Below are 15,273 nucleotides of genomic sequence, written 5' to 3' on the forward strand. Positions count from 1 at the left end.
TATCGAATTACTCGACCGTAACACTCTTCGCAAGGTTACGTGGTTGATCGACATCAGTACCGCGTAACACGGCAACATGATAAGACAACAGTTGTACAGGCACGCTGTAAACGATCGGTGCTAACCATTCATTTACCGTTGGCACATGAACCACGTGTTGACGATCTTTACCGTGAATACCGCTATTTTCATCTGCAAAGACAAATAATTCACCACCACGGGCTTGTACTTCTTCCATGTTCGATTTGAGTTTATCGAGCATGTCATCTTGTGGTGCTAAGATGACCACAGGCATTTCATTATCCACTAATGCCAATGGACCATGCTTCAACTCACCTGCTGCATAACCTTCCGCATGAATATATGAAATTTCTTTCAGTTTCAATGCGCCTTCAAGTGCGATCGGGAAGTGTGTACCACGGCCCAAGAATAAACAGTGATTTTTCTCAACGAATAATGCAGATAAACGCAGAATTTCAGTATCACCTTGTAAGGTGTCTAAAATCACTTTTGGACAATGCCAAAGTGCTGTTGTGATCTCATTCAATTGAGCATCAGACAAGCGATTTTTGACTTGACCAATTTTTAAGATCAATAACATCAATGCTGCAAGTTGCGTGGTAAAGGCTTTTGTTGACGCCACCCCAATTTCAGGACCAGCAAGCGTCAGTAAATGATGATCTGTTTCACGAACCATTGATGAGGTTGCAACGTTACAAATCGTCATGGTACTGATGTCAATATTGCTTGCCTTGGCACGTTTTTGGGTTTCACGTAATGCGGCTAAGGTATCAGCTGTTTCACCAGATTGTGAAATACAAATATACAGTGTATTTGCCACAATCACCGGTGTGCGGTAACGGAACTCACTGGCAATCTCAACTTGGCAAGGGACGCCAATCAGTTGTTCAAACCAATATTTAGCAATCATCCCTGCATGGTAGCTGGTCCCACAGGCAATGATCTGGATTTGCTGAATCTTGTCAAAATCGGCATTGGCATGATTGAGGAAATCTTCACGTAAGCTATTGCCGTTCAATGCTTGAGAAATGGTTTGCTGAATCGCTTCAGGCTGCTCATAGATTTCTTTCAGCATGAAGTGCTTATATTCGCCCTTAGATGCATTGCTGACCGTTGCATCTAACTCTTTGACTGGACGTTGTACAGGCTCGCCGTTGACAAAAACTTCAATACTGGTACGGGTTAAACGCGCAATATCACCTTCTTCTAGATAAACGAAGCGATTGGTGACTGGTAATAAAGCCAATTGGTCGGAACTGATAAAGTTTTCACCAATACCGACACCAATCACCAGTGGCGAACCTTCACGAACCGTAATCAGCTCGTCTGGATGTGCTGTGTGCACAATCCCAAGTGCATAAGCACCCTTAAGGCGTGGTGTAATCTTTTGTACCGCTTCCAACAGGCTATCTGTTTGCTTTAGCGCATCGTTAACGAGGTGCGCAACAACTTCAGTGTCGGTCTGCGAGGTAAACACATAACCTAAAGCTTGCAATTCATCTTTAAGGTCTTGGTAGTTTTCAATGATCCCGTTATGAACCACTGCAACATCACCCGAAACGTGCGGGTGTGCATTATTTTCTGTCGGTTTACCGTGAGTTGCCCAACGTGTGTGTGCAATCCCGACATTTCCAGTTAAGTGCTGTTCTGACACGGCTTCAGCTAAGTTGGCAACTTTACCAACACGACGTTCACGTAAGATTTTTTGATTATTGAGTAATGCTAAACCAGCAGAGTCATAGCCACGGTATTCAAGGCGTTTTAGTCCTTCAATCAGAATATCGGTTACACAACGTTCAGCAACGCCACCAACAATACCACACATAATTTTATCCTCTTATTTTTTCAGCTTTTGGGGACGTTGATAATTTGCTTTTTCAAACTGTTTTGATCGTTCGACAGCCAAACTATGCTCAGCTACATCTCGAGTGAGGGTTGATCCTGCACCTGTTGTAGCACCTCGACCAATTTTAATTGGTGCAACCAAGGAGTTATTGGTTCCAATGAATACATTGTCTTCAATAATGGTACGGTGTTTATTGGCACCATCATAATTACAGGTAATGGTACCTGCACCAATATTACAGCCCGCACCAATATCTGCATCACCTAAATAAGTAAAGTGATTGGCTTTTGAGCCTAGACCCATATTTGTATTCTTTACTTCAACGAAGTTGCCGATATGTACGTCATTGGCAAGGTTTGCACCTGGGCGTAAACGTGCGAAAGGCCCAATTTGGGTGTTTTCGCCGACAATCGCATTCTCAAAAATACTATAGGGCTGAACTTTTGTACCAGCAGCAATACGGGTATTTTTTAGAATACAGCCTGCGCCAAGTTGTACGTTATCGCCCAGTTCACAGTCGCCTTCGATGATAACATTGACATCAATTTGTACGTCTTGCCCACAGCTTAAGGTACCACGTAAATCAAAACGATTTGGGTCAATTAAGTGAACACCTTGTAGCATCAATTCTTTGGCTTGCTGCTGTTGGAACTGACGTTCCAAGGTCGCAAGTTGTAAGCGGTTATTCACACCTTCAACCTCAAACGCAAGCTCTGGTTCAACTGAGGCAACTTCTAAGCCATCCGCAATTGCCATCGCGACAATATCAGTGAGGTAATATTCACCTTGCGCATTTTCATTAGAAAGTTGAGGCAACCATTCATGAAGTTTTGCATTGCTGACACAATAAATGCCAGTATTAAATTCTTTAATTTGGCGTTGTGCTTCGTTGGCATCTTTATGTTCAACAATGGCCTGAATTTTACCATCTTGGCGAACAATCCGGCCATAACCTGTTGCATCATCGACTGTGAGTGTCACTAAGCCAATGCCTGTTTGAGTGGATGCATCCAATAATTTTTGTAGCGTATCTGCCTGAATACAAGGTACATCGCCTGATAAAATCAGTGAAACACCTTCTTGTGGTAAAACAGGTAAGGTCATTTGTACTGCATGGCCTGTGCCTAATTGTTCTGCCTGCTCAACCCATTCAATCTGTTCTGCTGCAAAGCTTTTTTTAACCAGCTCACCGCCATGTCCATATATGGTAATAATGTTTTGGGCATTGAGTTTTTTTGCGGTTTGAATCACATGTCCAAGCAGAGGACGACCTGCAAGTGGTTGTAATACTTTTGGTAATTGTGAACGCATCCGCGTTCCTTTCCCAGCTGCAAGAATAATAACAGTTGTTGACATAACTAACTCTAATAGTGGCTTAAGTCAAAAGATAAAAATGAAAAATAAGAATACAGAGTGCTGCCCAAAGGCCAGCAATGATGTCATCCAGCATGATCCCTAAGCCGCCAGACACTTTTTGGTCAGCCCAGCTAATTGGGAATGGTTTCCAGACATCAAATATACGGAATAAGATGAATCCGACAATGACCCACAGCCAATTCATTTGCTGTAAATAGAGCAAAGGCAGGAGGGTAATGGATTGTCCTGCAAACTCATCCCAGACAATGCGACCATCGTCATGCACATTGATGACTTTTGCAGTATGTCCACAGATATAAATGCCAATTAAGGACATTAAAATAACCACAACGATACTGGCCGACAGACCCAAATAGAGCCATAGTGGTACAAATAACAGTGCAAAGGCAGAACCAAAGGTTCCAGGGGCTTTGGGTGCTAAACCAGAACCAAAACCGACACCACAGAATACGATGAAGCGGGCAAACCAAGTCATTTGGCTAAAGTGAATGGGAGGCTTATGCAAAGTGTTGGTATCCATGAACATGTAATGGGTGTGCTTTGCCCATATACTCAAATAACAATCCAGTTTGTTGGGTAATTTCGCCGATTATTGTAAGCGGAACATCTAATTGTTGTCGCGACAGTTCTTTGAAGTTTTGCGGTGATATTGTAAAGCATAATTCGTAATCATCACCACCTGCAAGCGCATAATGCCAAGCTTGTTGCAGATCAAGTTGTTTCAGTGATGCATCTAACGGAAGTTGCTCAAGCTGTAATTTTGCACCGACATTGGATGCTTTTAAAATATGACCTAAGTCTTGCGCCAATCCATCTGAGATATCAATCATACTCGATGCCAACCCTTTGAGCTGTTGACCCAAATGACAACGTGGGGTTGGATAATCTAAGCGTTGTTGTAGTGCATGCCCTAGATGCTGTAATCCAAATGCAGCATCGCCAATCTGTCCACTCACACAAATATAGTCACCAACTTGTGCACCTGCACGGGTAATGGCCTGACCCTGTTCAATCCAGCCTAGTGCAGTCACACTAATCGTGAGTTGAGTACTTTGGGTGGTATCACCACCAATCAGGCTAACACCGAACTGATCGCAGCAATCAAACAAGCCCTGACTAAATCCAGCCAGCCAGTCATGATCAACAGTTGGGAGACTCAGTGCGAGTAAAATACTATGAGGTTTTGCCCCCATTGCTGCCAAGTCAGATAAATTGACTGCAACGCTTTTCCAGCCGATGGCATGGGCAGCGGTGTCTAAGGGGAAATGACGACCAGCAACCAGTGTATCTGCACAGATCACCAGTTGTTGTGAAGAAGGTGGGGTAATAATGGCTGAGTCATCACCGATGCCTAAACTGACATCCGTATTGGATGTGCGTTTAAAGTAATGCTCAATAATTGAAAACTCAGCCATTTAACATAAGCCTATTATTTTGCTTGCTGTTTTTCAGCTTCACGCAGCTTTGATGAAAGACGGTCTAATACACCATTGATGTATTTATGACTGTCTGCACCACCAAAGTGTTTAGCTAGCTCAATCGCTTCATCAAGTACAACGCGGTATGGAACTTCAAGATGATCTCGGAGTTCATACGCACCGAGTCGTAGGGTTGCAAGCTCGACACCATCCAATGCGCTTAATTCACGATCAAGCACTGGAATGAGCAACTCATCTAAAGCTTCATGTTGAGCAATCACTTGAGTAAGTAATTCATGGTAATAGTTAAGGTCAACTTTGTGCATGGCATTTTCTACACGCGTGCGTGCTTCAATTTCATGTACTGGGTTCTGACTCATTTGCCATTCATAAATCCCTTGTACAGCAAAACGACGTGCTTTGCGTTTCGCTGCATAAGCGGCCTGAAGTGTTTGCGACATGCTTTAAATTGCCTTTAATAAGTTAACCATTTCGATTGCAGTCAATGCAGCTTCGCTACCTTTGTTTCCTGCTTTCGTACCAGAACGTTCAATTGCTTGCTCAATGCTGTCTGTAGTTAATACACCATTGATTACAGGCATTGTGCTTTCAAGAGCAACTACGCCTAAGCCTTTTGCACATTCACCTGCAACAAAGTCAAAGTGAGGTGTGCTACCACGAATCACTGCACCTAATGCAATGATGGCATCAAATTTATTTGAAGCTGCTAATTTTTTCGCAACAATCGGCAGTTCCCATGCACCTGGTGCATGAATAACAGTAATCGCTTCTTCTGCAACGCCATGGCGTTTTAAAGTGTCGATTGCGCCTTCAAGTAAATGTTCAACAACGAAGCTGTTGAAACGACCGACTAAGATCGCATAACGACCTTCGCTTGCGAGATGTAATAAACCTTCAATTCGGCGAATTGCCATAGCAACCTCGATTATTTTGCTGTGATTTGATCGGCAGTGATGTATTCCACTACCTCTAAATTGAATCCGGATAAGGCATTGAAACGAAGTGGAGAACTCAACAACTTCATTTTCTCAACGCCTAAATCACGTAAAATCTGTGCACCCACACCAATGGTTTGATATTGGTGAGAAAGTGCGGCATTGGATTTCAGTGGTTTTGGCTGATTTAAATTCTGCAATGCAGGACCAAGATCTTCTAATTGACCCTGACCAATCCATACCAGTACACCGCGATCACTTGCAGCAATCGTTTGCATAGCAAGGTCTAAGTTCCAAGCAGGAGAACCATCGGCTTTATTAAGTTTTAATAAATCACGAATCGGGCTGAAACCATGAACACGTACCGTAGTGACGCCTTGTTTTGGTTCACCTTTAACTAAGGCAACATGAATATCAGGATTGCCGATTTCACGATACTTATACAGCTCAAACGTTCCGTATTCAGTCTCAATGGTTTCTTGAGACAAGCGTTCAACGGTTTGTTCATTGGTCATGCGGTAATGGATCAGGTCCGCGATGGTGCCAATTTTTAAGCCATGTTTTTCTGCAAATACTTCTAAATCAGGACGACGTGCCATTGTACCGTCATCATTAATAATTTCACAGATCACAGACGCTGGCTCTAGACCTGCTAAGCGGGTGAGGTCACAACCTGCTTCGGTATGACCTGCACGGTGTAAAACACCACCTGGTTGTGCCATTAACGGGAAAATATGACCCGGTTGAACAATATCACTTGGTTTGGCATGTGCCGCAACCGCAGTACGAATAGTATGCGCGCGTTCTGCAGCTGAAATACCTGTACTGATGCCTTCTGCAGCTTCAATCGAAAGCGTGAAGTTGGTTGCGTGTTGCGCGCCGTTCTGATCAACCATCAATGGAAGGTTGAGCTGTTTACAGCGGTCGCGACTGAGTGTTAAGCAAACCAAACCACGTGCATGGGTAATCATGAAGTTAATATCTTCAGGGCGAACATGCGTTGCGGCGATGACTAAGTCACCTTCATTTTCACGATCTTCATCATCCATCAGGATGACCATTTTGCCTGCACGAATATCTGCAACAAGCTCTTCAACATGACTCAGCGGCATTCGCTTTCACCTTTTATCTTGCCTTTTTAGGCACTAGTATTCGATAAATCTGGCATAGTTTACCGCATTTTAAAAAATTTCGCCTGTGCTTCTTTATCAATAAAAAGTCAGGCCAAACAAATTATCTTGCAACACATTATCCTGCCCAGCTTTGCCACTTTAAAAGACAGTGTGATGCGATTATAAGCTTTATATCTATGGGCTAAACAAAAAAACACAAGGCTTTGTATCTAGACAAAGCCTTGTGTTTTGAATGACTCTATTCGCGTAGTCTAAATGCTATTTATTCCAGCTCTGTCGATGCTTTGGCTTTTTTACCCATTAAAATTTCTGTACGTAGCGTTTGCGCCAATGTTGCACATTCTTCATTCATGCCATTAATCATAAACGCATGGCGGGTCATGATATTACTTGGGTTTGGCATTGCCACCAATTCATAACTGTTTTGAATGCTTTTGAGCTGCTCATGATTTAAATGCAACGCTGCTTCTTTGGCATGTAAATGTTGTGCCAATCGTTTCGCTGCTTCAACTGCATCTAACTGCATTGCATCGACTGCACTTGCAACCGCACCACGGGTTTGCAAGGCAAAACGTTTATCTTCACGATAACGTTTATACAGTACATCGGCCAATAATTGGAAAACAGCTCCGACCATCATCAGACATTCAAGGGCATGACTGTTTTCAGACGTTGTTGCTAAGCTTGCACCATCAGCATTGAATTCTTGAACCACCTGAATCTGAGCCGCGTCGATCTGGTAATGCTTGGCACAGAGCGCAATACTTTTATCTAAAAATAATTGGCATAGCTTGAAATACGGGACTGAAACAGACTGGTTCACACTATTCAATAACTGCTTAGGATCATAAAACTGAATATTGAGCGCCAAAGCTTGATTATCCAGTGATACGGATTCAGCTGGATTTTTTTCAACACGCGGTTTGGCTTGAACTTGTGCCTGCTGTTGTGCCTGAGTAACCAAAGTCACGGCATTTTGTTTTTCAAGGGCAAGAGCTTGGGTTAAACGTTGAATCTCATGCTTGAGATGATTCTCTTGATTGATACGTGCCAAGTATTCGCTACGTGTTGGGCGTGCGATGGCGCGATAAGCCAACCAAATCAAGCCATGAATGAACAGGGAAACTAAAATCGCTAACCATTGAGTTCGCAAAATCTCACCGATACTTGGTTGGATTAAGGTAATTTCAACGGTACCGACTTTCTTTTCATTTTGTAGCGCATCGCGAACAAATACTTCACCTTGGCGGGTTTTAGCCATCCCACTGGTTGCAAGCACTTGTTTATTGGCATCTAAAATACGAATGGATGCAACACTCGGATTGGTTGCATAACGATTCGCCACCAATGCCAGCGAAACGGTATTGGCTGGTTCCAACTCGGCAAGACTATCTGCCACTAACTGACTGGTCATCAGTTGTCCTTGGCTAGCGCGATTTTCATTGAGTTGATGTGTCGTTGCAATCACCAATAAAAAGGTATGCAATGCAAAACTTACGATCAGTAGGCTAGCAAATAGCCCTTGGCGAGGCGCATTCAAGTTAAATTTCCAAGGCAAATAGATTCATGGGTTATGTTATGATTCTTACAATAGTTGTCGCTCAACCACGAGTCAATTCATGCGAGAAATCATTCTTATATCCTTTCTAGGACCAGATCAACCGAATCAGTTTACTCGATTAATGCAGGTACTATCCGTACATTCTTTGCAAATACTCGATGTGGGGCAGGCAGTTATCCATAATCAACTGACCCTTGGGATCGTTGTTGCATCGGATAATGAGACTGCAACTGCATTAGCAATGAAAGAGATTTTGATTTTAGCACATGATATTGGCTTAACTGTGCGATTTAAACCAATCTCCAACGCAGAATATGATCAATGGGTAAGTGAAGGTGGTCGAACTCGCTATATCGTGACTGCGCTTGCACCTGAACTTACCGCTGCACATCTGCAAGCCGTGACTAAAATTGTGTCAAGTCAAGGCTTTAATATTGAAACGGTCACTCGTTTATCTGGGCGTTTAGATCTGGATGCAGAAAGCCAATTTCCACGTCGTGCCTGTGTGCAGTTTGGCCTCAGCGGACAGATGTTGGATGCTCAAGCGATGCGTGCAGCATGTTTAAGCCTATCTGGCGAGTTAAATATTGATGTCGCTGTACAAGAAGACAATGCATATCGCCGTAATCGTCGTTTAGTTTGTTTTGATATGGACTCCACCTTGATCGAGCAAGAAGTCATTGATGAATTGGCATTAGAAGCAGGCGTTGGCGCTCAAGTTGCTGAAATTACTGAGCGTGCTATGCTGGGTGAACTTGATTTCCAACAAAGTTTCCGTGCCCGTGTGGCGTTATTAAAAGGTTTGGATGCTTCGGTATTGCCGAAAATTGCAGAACGTTTGACGGTGACAGAAGGGGCAGAGCGTTTGATCTCTACCTTGAAGGCCTTGGGGTATAAGACCGCAATCCTCTCTGGCGGTTTCCAGTACTTTGCTGAGTATTTACAAGCAAAACTGGGAATTGATGAAGTACATGCCAACATTTTAGATGTCGAAAATGGTGTGGTGACAGGTGAGGTCAAGGGTGCGATTGTTGATGGTGCTCGTAAAGCAGAATTACTGCGTCAACTGGCGGAAAAAATGGGGATTTCACTAGAACAGGCGATGGCCGTGGGTGATGGTGCCAATGACTTACCGATGCTTTCAATTGCAGGTCTAGGCGTTGCATTCCGTGCTAAACCTTTGGTCCGTCAAAATGCCAATCAGGCAATTTCAAGTGTGGGTTTAGATGGCGTGCTGTACCTATTAGGTATGCATGATAAGGATTTAAACCGCGCTTAGAGTAACATTTATCGCGTTTCAATAAGGTCGCTTTTACTGCGGCCTTATTCATTTTTTGTACGTCATTTATTCGTCATAATTATGTCTAAATGTATAGAAAAACAACGATAAAAAAATTCCGAAAAAAGTTTTTTTGCAGCAAAAAATAGGCATAGTTTTTTGTAATGACACGCTGTAATTGATGCTATATGGACATTCAAGACTTTTATATGTTTTAAAAATGTAATGACAAAAGCATATTGCGACAGCTTGTGTCGTAAGGTTAATTTCAGGCTCTTTTTTTCTAAAAAAAACGCTCCATAATGCATAAAGACGTTAATGCAATACGAAGTACTGTTAGAGATTACAGAACAAATATAGAGGTCTGAATTAAATACAGACCACCCCTTTTAAGACGGAGGTTTCTATGGAAGCAGCGAATTTCACCATGTGGGTTGGATTTGGCTTAATCGCTGTCGCAGTTATTGCTGTTTTCTTTTCTCCTTATCGTCGTTGGTTAGGTTTTATGTTGGCGGGTATGCTGTGCTGGGGACTGTTAGAAGTGGTGCGCTTTGGTGCGCAAACCATATTCGAGATGTCCGTCGCCTATAGTTATTTGACTGCGTTAAGCCTTGCGATGATAACGGTTACATTTATCCTTTTACGTGAAGACAAACAAGCACAAAAAGAGCTGGCAAATCGTCAGTATATTGAACATACACCTGTATATAAGGACGACCAGCAGCAATGTTCTAGCAGATAAATTATAATAATTTGAATAACATCAAAGGCATGCTCAGCATGCCTTTTTTGTACTAATTTTCTGCAACAAAGCTTTTACAGACCCATATACAATTGTGCTAGGATACGGTTGTCTTAATTTTCATCATAATACTGTAGGCATAAATGTCATGAAGCTTTCTTCTTTACCTGTGGTTAAGTTACCTATCGTTGATGTAAGCACTGATCCACTTGATTTATTAGTGGCAGGTTTGGCGTTACGTATGAAGCAATTGGCACGTACGAGCCCAAAGTTTATTGAATTGGTTCATGACCGTGAATTTCGTATTCAGATTGGTACAGATTTAGGTTTGGCACGTCAGATCATTGTGAACCGTGGCAAGATCGAGACAGTGGCTGGTAGCCCAGAAAAAGCTGATTTTATTTTACAATTTGCATCGAGTGAGCAAGGTGTAAAAACGTTGCTAAAAGGCGACCCAACTGCATTTATGACCGGTATGCAAGATGGCAGCATCAAAATGGAAGGTGACTTTAGCCTGCTAGTTTGGTTTAACCAAGCGGCGAAGTTGATTCCACCTAAAGTACCAAAACCAGTCAAAGAAAAAATTCGTCAAGCACGTGCCTTTATTAAAGAAAAAACTGGCAAATAAGCTGTCATAAAAAACTCCCAAATCGGGAGTTTTTTATTGCCTAGAATTATTCAATCTCTAAATTGAAAGTGACTGGTCCATCATTAATTAAATGAACTTTCATATCCGCTGCAAAAATACCTGTTTGCACATGGTCGAATTGTTGTTGCGCATATTCAACCAATTGTTCATATAGGGCTTTGGCTTCTGCTGGAGGCATGGCGGGTCCAAAGTCAGGACGTAGGCCTTTTTGAGTTTGTGCCATCAAGGTAAATTGTGAAACCAATAAAACCCCACCATTGGCTTGGCTAACATTCCAGCCCATTTTGCCTTGCTCATCATCAAAAATACGATACTTCAAAATCTTATCAATCAGCTTTTGGCCTTTTTCTAATGTGTCTTCTTTGCCTAGACCTAAAAATACCAATAAGCCGTGTTGAATTTCGCCAGTGATTTGCCCTTCAACCACAACTTTGGCTTCGAGGACACGTTGAATTAATGCGCGCATAAAAATGAAGATCGGTATTGAATCAGCGCAACAGTCTAACAGATTTGGTTGTTCTACACCGACCCCAGCAAGATGCTTGGTTGGCCTTAATCTTATTTTTCGATTTATTTTATTAAAATTATCTTTTTTATCTATTGTTCAAATCTTTGTATAGTCCTCGTGCAGGAAAGGTATTTAGATTTTGGATTTAATAGCATGTTTAAGCGAACTTTTTTATTTACGATAATGGCAGCAACGCTTGGCACCGCGTATGCAGCGCCTTTAACAAAAGACAATGGTGCACCTGTAGGTGATAATCAAAACTCAATGACAGCAGGTGTGAATGGCGCAACGCTACTACAAGATGTACAACTGATTCAAAAATTACAACGTTTTGGTCGTGAACGCATTCCCGAGCGTGTTGTGCATGCACGGGGTACAGGTGTTTATGGTGATTTCGTCGCAACAAAAGATTTGTCTGATTTAACCGTCGCTTCTATGTTTAAGGCAGGTACCACAACCCCTGTTTTTGTTCGCTTTTCAACGGTGATTCATCCTAAAGGTTCTCCAGAAACTGCACGTGATCCGCATGGTTTTGCAGTGAAATTCTATACGCAGCAAGGGAACTGGGATTTGGTCGGCAATAACCTACCCGTATTCTTTATCCGAGATGCGATCAAGTTCCCTGATTTTGTCCATGCGATGAAGCCTGATCCTGTTACCAATGTCCAAGATCCGAACCGAGTTTTTGATTTCTTAAAAAGTCAGCCATGGTCAATCAATATGTTGACCTATGTCTATTCAAACTTGGGCACACCTGAAAGCTACCGTACACTGGATGGCTTTGGCGTGCATGCATTCAAGTTATACAACGAGAAAGGTGAGTATAAGTACGTCAAATTTAACTGGCGTTCGAAACAAGGCGTGAAAGGTCTGAATCTGGATCAGGTACGAGAAGTACAGGGCCGTGACTGGAGCCATTTGACCAATGATATGTACAAAAATGTCTATGCCGGAAACTATCCGAAATGGGACTTATACATTCAGGTGCTTGATTCAAAAGATCTGGACAAATTTGATTTTAATCCATTAGATGCAACCAAAATATGGCCAAATGATCTAGTCCCTGAAGTGAAAGTCGGAACCTTGACACTGAATCGTATGCCGAAAAATTTCTTCCAGGAGACAGAACAATCGGCATTTGCTCCAGGTAACTTAATTCCTGGGATTGAGCCATCGGAAGACCGTTTATTACAAGGTCGTATCTTCTCTTATTCGGATACACAGTTATACCGTCTAGGTGCGAACCATCAGCAGATTCCAGTTAATCGTCCACATGTCGCGGTAAATAACAATAACCAAGAAGGCTTTATGAACATGGGCCAGACTGAATCCCATGTGAATTATGAGCCAAGTACGATTGAGCCTAAACAATCCACTGAGATTGCCAGAGCTGTACAAACGCCGTTGCAAGGTACAGTGATGCAGCATGCGATTCAAAAAGAGCAGCCATTTAAACAGGCAGGCGAGCTTTATCGCAGCTATTCAGCTGTTGAAAAGAATGACTTGATTCGTAATCTTGCTGCAGATTTAGGAGCAGTAAAAGACATTGAAACCAAGACCATTATGCTGTCTTACTTTTATAAGGCCGATGCCGATTATGGGACACGTCTTGCCAAAGTGCTAAATGTGAATCTAAAAAATGTACAGGCCAAAGCATCTCAACTAAAAGACGAATAAACGTTTTCATGATGTGGTAACAGGTGCCTGAATGTTACCCCCAGAAAGTCCTGTAACCTCAATAGCCTTTCCTGCACCTAGGGCGAGTGTTACAGGCATTCCTTTTTAGGCTTTTAATTGGATGTGAATAATGCTTCATTTTCGGTCTTTATTATTTACGATCAGCTTACTTTGTGGCAGTTTCTCTGTTTCTGCCAATACAGACACACCATCTGTCACAGACAAAGGATCAGAGGAGGTGGTTGAGCTATTTTTCTCCGCAGCCAAAGTCGGCAATATCGAGGTCTTGCAAGAGTTTTTAAAGCAAGGGTTCCCCGTTGATATTCAAGATCATTCTGGTTATAGCGCATTGATGATGGCGAGTTATTATGGGCAGAAAGATGCAGTAAAAACATTGTTGCAACACAATGCCAATCGTTGTCTACGAGACAAACGTGGACATACCGCTTTAATGGGGGCGATTGTCAAAGCTGAATGGAGTATTGCCAAACAATTACGTCAGGTCGACTGTGACATTAATGCAGAGAAAACTGGACAGCTCACTGCTGAACAGTTCGCAATTCAATTTGGACAACAGCAACGTTTAAAACAGATTCAGGCTGAGCTATCCAACTAAGCTTTGCTATTACTCTAAACTATTGAATTCTAAAAGACGCTGAATCAAATGATTTCGAGAACAATATCCATCGTCGTAGACAGACTCATTTCTGCGTAAAAGTATGCTTTAATGCTTGAAATAGAATAGATCCTAATTCAGTCATGTCTACACCAATTATTCAATCTTTACTGGATACCGACTTATATAAATTCACCATGTTACAGGTGGTGTTGCATCAGTTTCCGCAAACGCATAGTGTGTATTTATTTCGTTGTCGCAATTTAGAAGATACGGTTTATCCCTTAGTTGATATTTTGGATGACTTGAATCAGCAGCTGGATTTGCTGTGTGAACTACGTTTTGCCGAAGATGAATTACAGTACCTGCGTTCATTGCGTTTTATTAAAAGTGATTTCGTTGATTATCTGGAATTGTTCCAGCTCAAACGTCGTTTTATCCAAGCCAGTATCGATGAGGCTGGGCGCTTAGATATTCGCATTGAAGGCCCGATGGTTCAGGCGATGATGTTTGAGATTTTTGTCTTGGCGATCGTGAATGAATTGTATTTCCGCCGTATCCGTAATGATGAGGTTTGGGTTGAAGGTGAGCGACGATTGCAGCAAAAGCTGGTGCAGTTGCAACAATATGAGCAAGAACAACAAGAAAATGATCCACCATTTTTAGTGTCTGATTTTGGCACCCGTCGTCGCTATAGTTTTGAGTGGCAAAAGCATGTCGTGCAGGCATTTCAGGCCGCTGCACCTAAAGTATTCCGAGGCACCAGTAATGTGCTGTTGGCAAAGCAATTGGGGATTAGCCCGATTGGTACCATGGCACATGAGTTCTTACAGGCTTTTCAAGCACTTGATGTACGTTTGCGTAATTTCCAAAAAGCAGCACTTGAGGCATGGGTACAAGAGTATCGTGGTGATTTAGGTATTGCTTTGACCGATGTGGTGGGAATGGATGCCTTTTTGCGTGATTTCGATTTGTATTTTGCCAAGTTATTTGATGGTTTGCGTCATGACAGTGGCGACCCGTATGAATGGGGTGATAAAGCTTTCGCGCATTATCGCAAACTCAAGATTGATACCAAGACCAAGATGTTGACCTTTAGTGATGGTTTAAATTTAGAAAAAGCATGGTCATTGCATCAGTATTTTAAAGACCGTTTCCAAGTGAGTTTTGGGATTGGCACCAATTTGACCAATGATATGGGGCAGAAGCCGTTGAATATTGTGCTGAAATTGGTGGAGTGTAATCGTCAGTCGGTGGCGAAGATTTCAGATAGTCCAGGTAAGACTATGACGGATAATGATACCTTCTTGGCGTATTTGCGTCAGGTGTTTGATATTGAAGAGAACGAAGTTAGCGTCTAAGCAAACAAGTTTAGAGGATGGTGATGGCGGTATCTTACTGGGCATTTTTTAAATATTAGGTTCAACCTTCGGTTCGACCTACTTTTCTTTCGGGAAAAGTAGGCAAAACCATTGTCATCCACAAAACCT

Annotated in this window: 15 protein-coding genes; 6 read left to right on the forward strand and 9 right to left on the reverse strand. The window is 42.4% G+C overall.

What is annotated here, in order from left to right:
* Positions 1 to 7: 7 nt before the first annotated feature.
* The 8 genes from glmS to F885_RS09200 all read right to left on the reverse strand — a co-directional run bounded on the left by glmS (position 8) and on the right by F885_RS09200 (position 8,309).
* Positions 8 to 1,846 carry a glutamine--fructose-6-phosphate transaminase (isomerizing) gene (glmS, locus tag F885_RS09235; protein ID WP_005317212.1) on the reverse strand — a complete coding sequence of 613 codons (1,839 nt, stop codon included), beginning with the start codon at positions 1,844 to 1,846 and terminating at the stop codon, positions 8 to 10.
* Between the two features lie 12 nt (positions 1,847 to 1,858).
* Positions 1,859 to 3,223 (reverse strand): bifunctional UDP-N-acetylglucosamine diphosphorylase/glucosamine-1-phosphate N-acetyltransferase GlmU, encoded by a 1,365-nt coding sequence (gene glmU / locus F885_RS09230; RefSeq protein ID WP_005317216.1) that lies wholly within the window; start codon positions 3,221 to 3,223, stop codon positions 1,859 to 1,861.
* A gap of 19 nt (positions 3,224 to 3,242) precedes the next feature.
* Complete coding sequence (locus tag F885_RS09225; RefSeq protein ID WP_005317219.1) at positions 3,243 to 3,764, reverse strand: phosphatidylglycerophosphatase A family protein; 522 nt, start codon at positions 3,762 to 3,764, stop codon at positions 3,243 to 3,245.
* A complete protein-coding gene (gene thiL / locus F885_RS09220; RefSeq protein WP_005317222.1) occupies positions 3,742 to 4,659 on the reverse strand; it encodes a thiamine-phosphate kinase in 918 nt (305 codons plus the stop codon). Before thiL ends, F885_RS09225 begins: the two co-directional genes overlap by 23 nt.
* Positions 4,660 to 4,673: 14 nt before the next feature.
* Positions 4,674 to 5,123 (reverse strand): transcription antitermination factor NusB, encoded by a 450-nt coding sequence (gene nusB / locus F885_RS09215; RefSeq protein ID WP_004803459.1) that lies wholly within the window; start codon positions 5,121 to 5,123, stop codon positions 4,674 to 4,676.
* Between the two features lie 3 nt (positions 5,124 to 5,126).
* A complete protein-coding gene (gene ribH / locus F885_RS09210) occupies positions 5,127 to 5,597 on the reverse strand; it encodes a 6,7-dimethyl-8-ribityllumazine synthase (RefSeq protein WP_004803462.1) in 471 nt (156 codons plus the stop codon).
* Positions 5,598 to 5,608: 11 nt separating this feature from the next.
* A complete protein-coding gene (ribBA, locus tag F885_RS09205; protein WP_004803465.1) occupies positions 5,609 to 6,730 on the reverse strand; it encodes a bifunctional 3,4-dihydroxy-2-butanone-4-phosphate synthase/GTP cyclohydrolase II in 1,122 nt (373 codons plus the stop codon).
* A 283-nt stretch (positions 6,731 to 7,013) separates the two neighbouring features.
* Positions 7,014 to 8,309 (reverse strand): hypothetical protein, encoded by a 1,296-nt coding sequence (locus tag F885_RS09200; protein WP_171068211.1) that lies wholly within the window; start codon positions 8,307 to 8,309, stop codon positions 7,014 to 7,016.
* Between the two features lie 61 nt (positions 8,310 to 8,370).
* Between F885_RS09200 and serB the strand changes: the two genes are divergently transcribed.
* The 3 genes from serB (at position 8,371) to F885_RS09185 (ending at position 10,961) form a co-directional block, all read left to right on the forward strand.
* Entirely contained in the window at positions 8,371 to 9,591 is a 1,221-nt protein-coding gene (serB, locus tag F885_RS09195; RefSeq protein WP_005317229.1) for a phosphoserine phosphatase SerB, read from the forward strand.
* 406 nt (positions 9,592 to 9,997) lie between these two features.
* Positions 9,998 to 10,333, forward strand: coding sequence for a ciprofloxacin tolerance protein AciT (gene aciT, locus F885_RS09190; protein WP_005317231.1), 336 nt, complete (start codon positions 9,998 to 10,000; stop codon positions 10,331 to 10,333).
* A gap of 148 nt (positions 10,334 to 10,481) precedes the next feature.
* Positions 10,482 to 10,961 carry a hypothetical protein gene (locus tag F885_RS09185; RefSeq protein WP_005186060.1) on the forward strand — a complete coding sequence of 160 codons (480 nt, stop codon included), beginning with the start codon at positions 10,482 to 10,484 and terminating at the stop codon, positions 10,959 to 10,961.
* 46 nt (positions 10,962 to 11,007) lie between these two features.
* Here F885_RS09185 and dtd read toward each other — a convergent pair whose 3' ends face one another.
* Positions 11,008 to 11,448: a D-aminoacyl-tRNA deacylase gene (dtd, locus tag F885_RS09180; RefSeq protein WP_005317234.1), complete on the reverse strand. Its 441-nt coding sequence runs from the start codon at positions 11,446 to 11,448 to the stop codon at positions 11,008 to 11,010.
* A gap of 195 nt (positions 11,449 to 11,643) precedes the next feature.
* Between dtd and F885_RS09175 the strand changes: the two genes are divergently transcribed.
* The 3 genes from F885_RS09175 to pncB all read left to right on the forward strand — a co-directional run bounded on the left by F885_RS09175 (position 11,644) and on the right by pncB (position 15,144).
* Positions 11,644 to 13,167, forward strand: a complete 1,524-nt coding sequence (locus F885_RS09175) for a catalase (protein WP_005317236.1) — start codon at positions 11,644 to 11,646, stop codon at positions 13,165 to 13,167.
* 130 nt (positions 13,168 to 13,297) lie between these two features.
* Complete coding sequence (locus F885_RS09170) at positions 13,298 to 13,783, forward strand: ankyrin repeat domain-containing protein (protein WP_005317238.1); 486 nt, start codon at positions 13,298 to 13,300, stop codon at positions 13,781 to 13,783.
* A gap of 143 nt (positions 13,784 to 13,926) precedes the next feature.
* Positions 13,927 to 15,144 carry a nicotinate phosphoribosyltransferase gene (pncB, locus tag F885_RS09165; RefSeq protein ID WP_005317241.1) on the forward strand — a complete coding sequence of 406 codons (1,218 nt, stop codon included), beginning with the start codon at positions 13,927 to 13,929 and terminating at the stop codon, positions 15,142 to 15,144.
* Positions 15,145 to 15,273: the final 129 nt, after the last annotated feature.

Origin of the sequence: Acinetobacter higginsii (genome assembly GCF_000369845.1) — a bacterium.
Lineage (GTDB): Bacteria > Pseudomonadota > Gammaproteobacteria > Pseudomonadales > Moraxellaceae > Acinetobacter > Acinetobacter higginsii.

Bases quoted from the DNA above. Each gene is read 5' to 3' on its own strand.
- F885_RS09175 (WP_005317236.1), top strand. From the start codon at position 11,644: ATGTTTAAGCGAACTTTTTTATTTACGATAATGGCAGCAACGCTTGGC.
- thiL (WP_005317222.1), bottom strand. From the start codon at position 4,659: ATGGCTGAGTTTTCAATTATTGAGCATTACTTTAAACGCACATCCAAT.
- glmS (WP_005317212.1), bottom strand. From the start codon at position 1,846: ATGTGTGGTATTGTTGGTGGCGTTGCTGAACGTTGTGTAACCGATATT.
- ribH (WP_004803462.1), bottom strand. From the start codon at position 5,597: ATGGCAATTCGCCGAATTGAAGGTTTATTACATCTCGCAAGCGAAGGT.
- F885_RS09185 (WP_005186060.1), top strand. From the start codon at position 10,482: ATGAAGCTTTCTTCTTTACCTGTGGTTAAGTTACCTATCGTTGATGTA.
- F885_RS09225 (WP_005317219.1), bottom strand. From the start codon at position 3,764: ATGGATACCAACACTTTGCATAAGCCTCCCATTCACTTTAGCCAAATG.
- F885_RS09170 (WP_005317238.1), top strand. From the start codon at position 13,298: ATGCTTCATTTTCGGTCTTTATTATTTACGATCAGCTTACTTTGTGGC.
- serB (WP_005317229.1), top strand. From the start codon at position 8,371: ATGCGAGAAATCATTCTTATATCCTTTCTAGGACCAGATCAACCGAAT.
- aciT (WP_005317231.1), top strand. From the start codon at position 9,998: ATGGAAGCAGCGAATTTCACCATGTGGGTTGGATTTGGCTTAATCGCT.
- pncB (WP_005317241.1), top strand. From the start codon at position 13,927: ATGTCTACACCAATTATTCAATCTTTACTGGATACCGACTTATATAAA.
- dtd (WP_005317234.1), bottom strand. From the start codon at position 11,448: ATGCGCGCATTAATTCAACGTGTCCTCGAAGCCAAAGTTGTGGTTGAA.
- glmU (WP_005317216.1), bottom strand. From the start codon at position 3,223: ATGTCAACAACTGTTATTATTCTTGCAGCTGGGAAAGGAACGCGGATG.
- ribBA (WP_004803465.1), bottom strand. From the start codon at position 6,730: ATGCCGCTGAGTCATGTTGAAGAGCTTGTTGCAGATATTCGTGCAGGC.
- nusB (WP_004803459.1), bottom strand. From the start codon at position 5,123: ATGTCGCAAACACTTCAGGCCGCTTATGCAGCGAAACGCAAAGCACGT.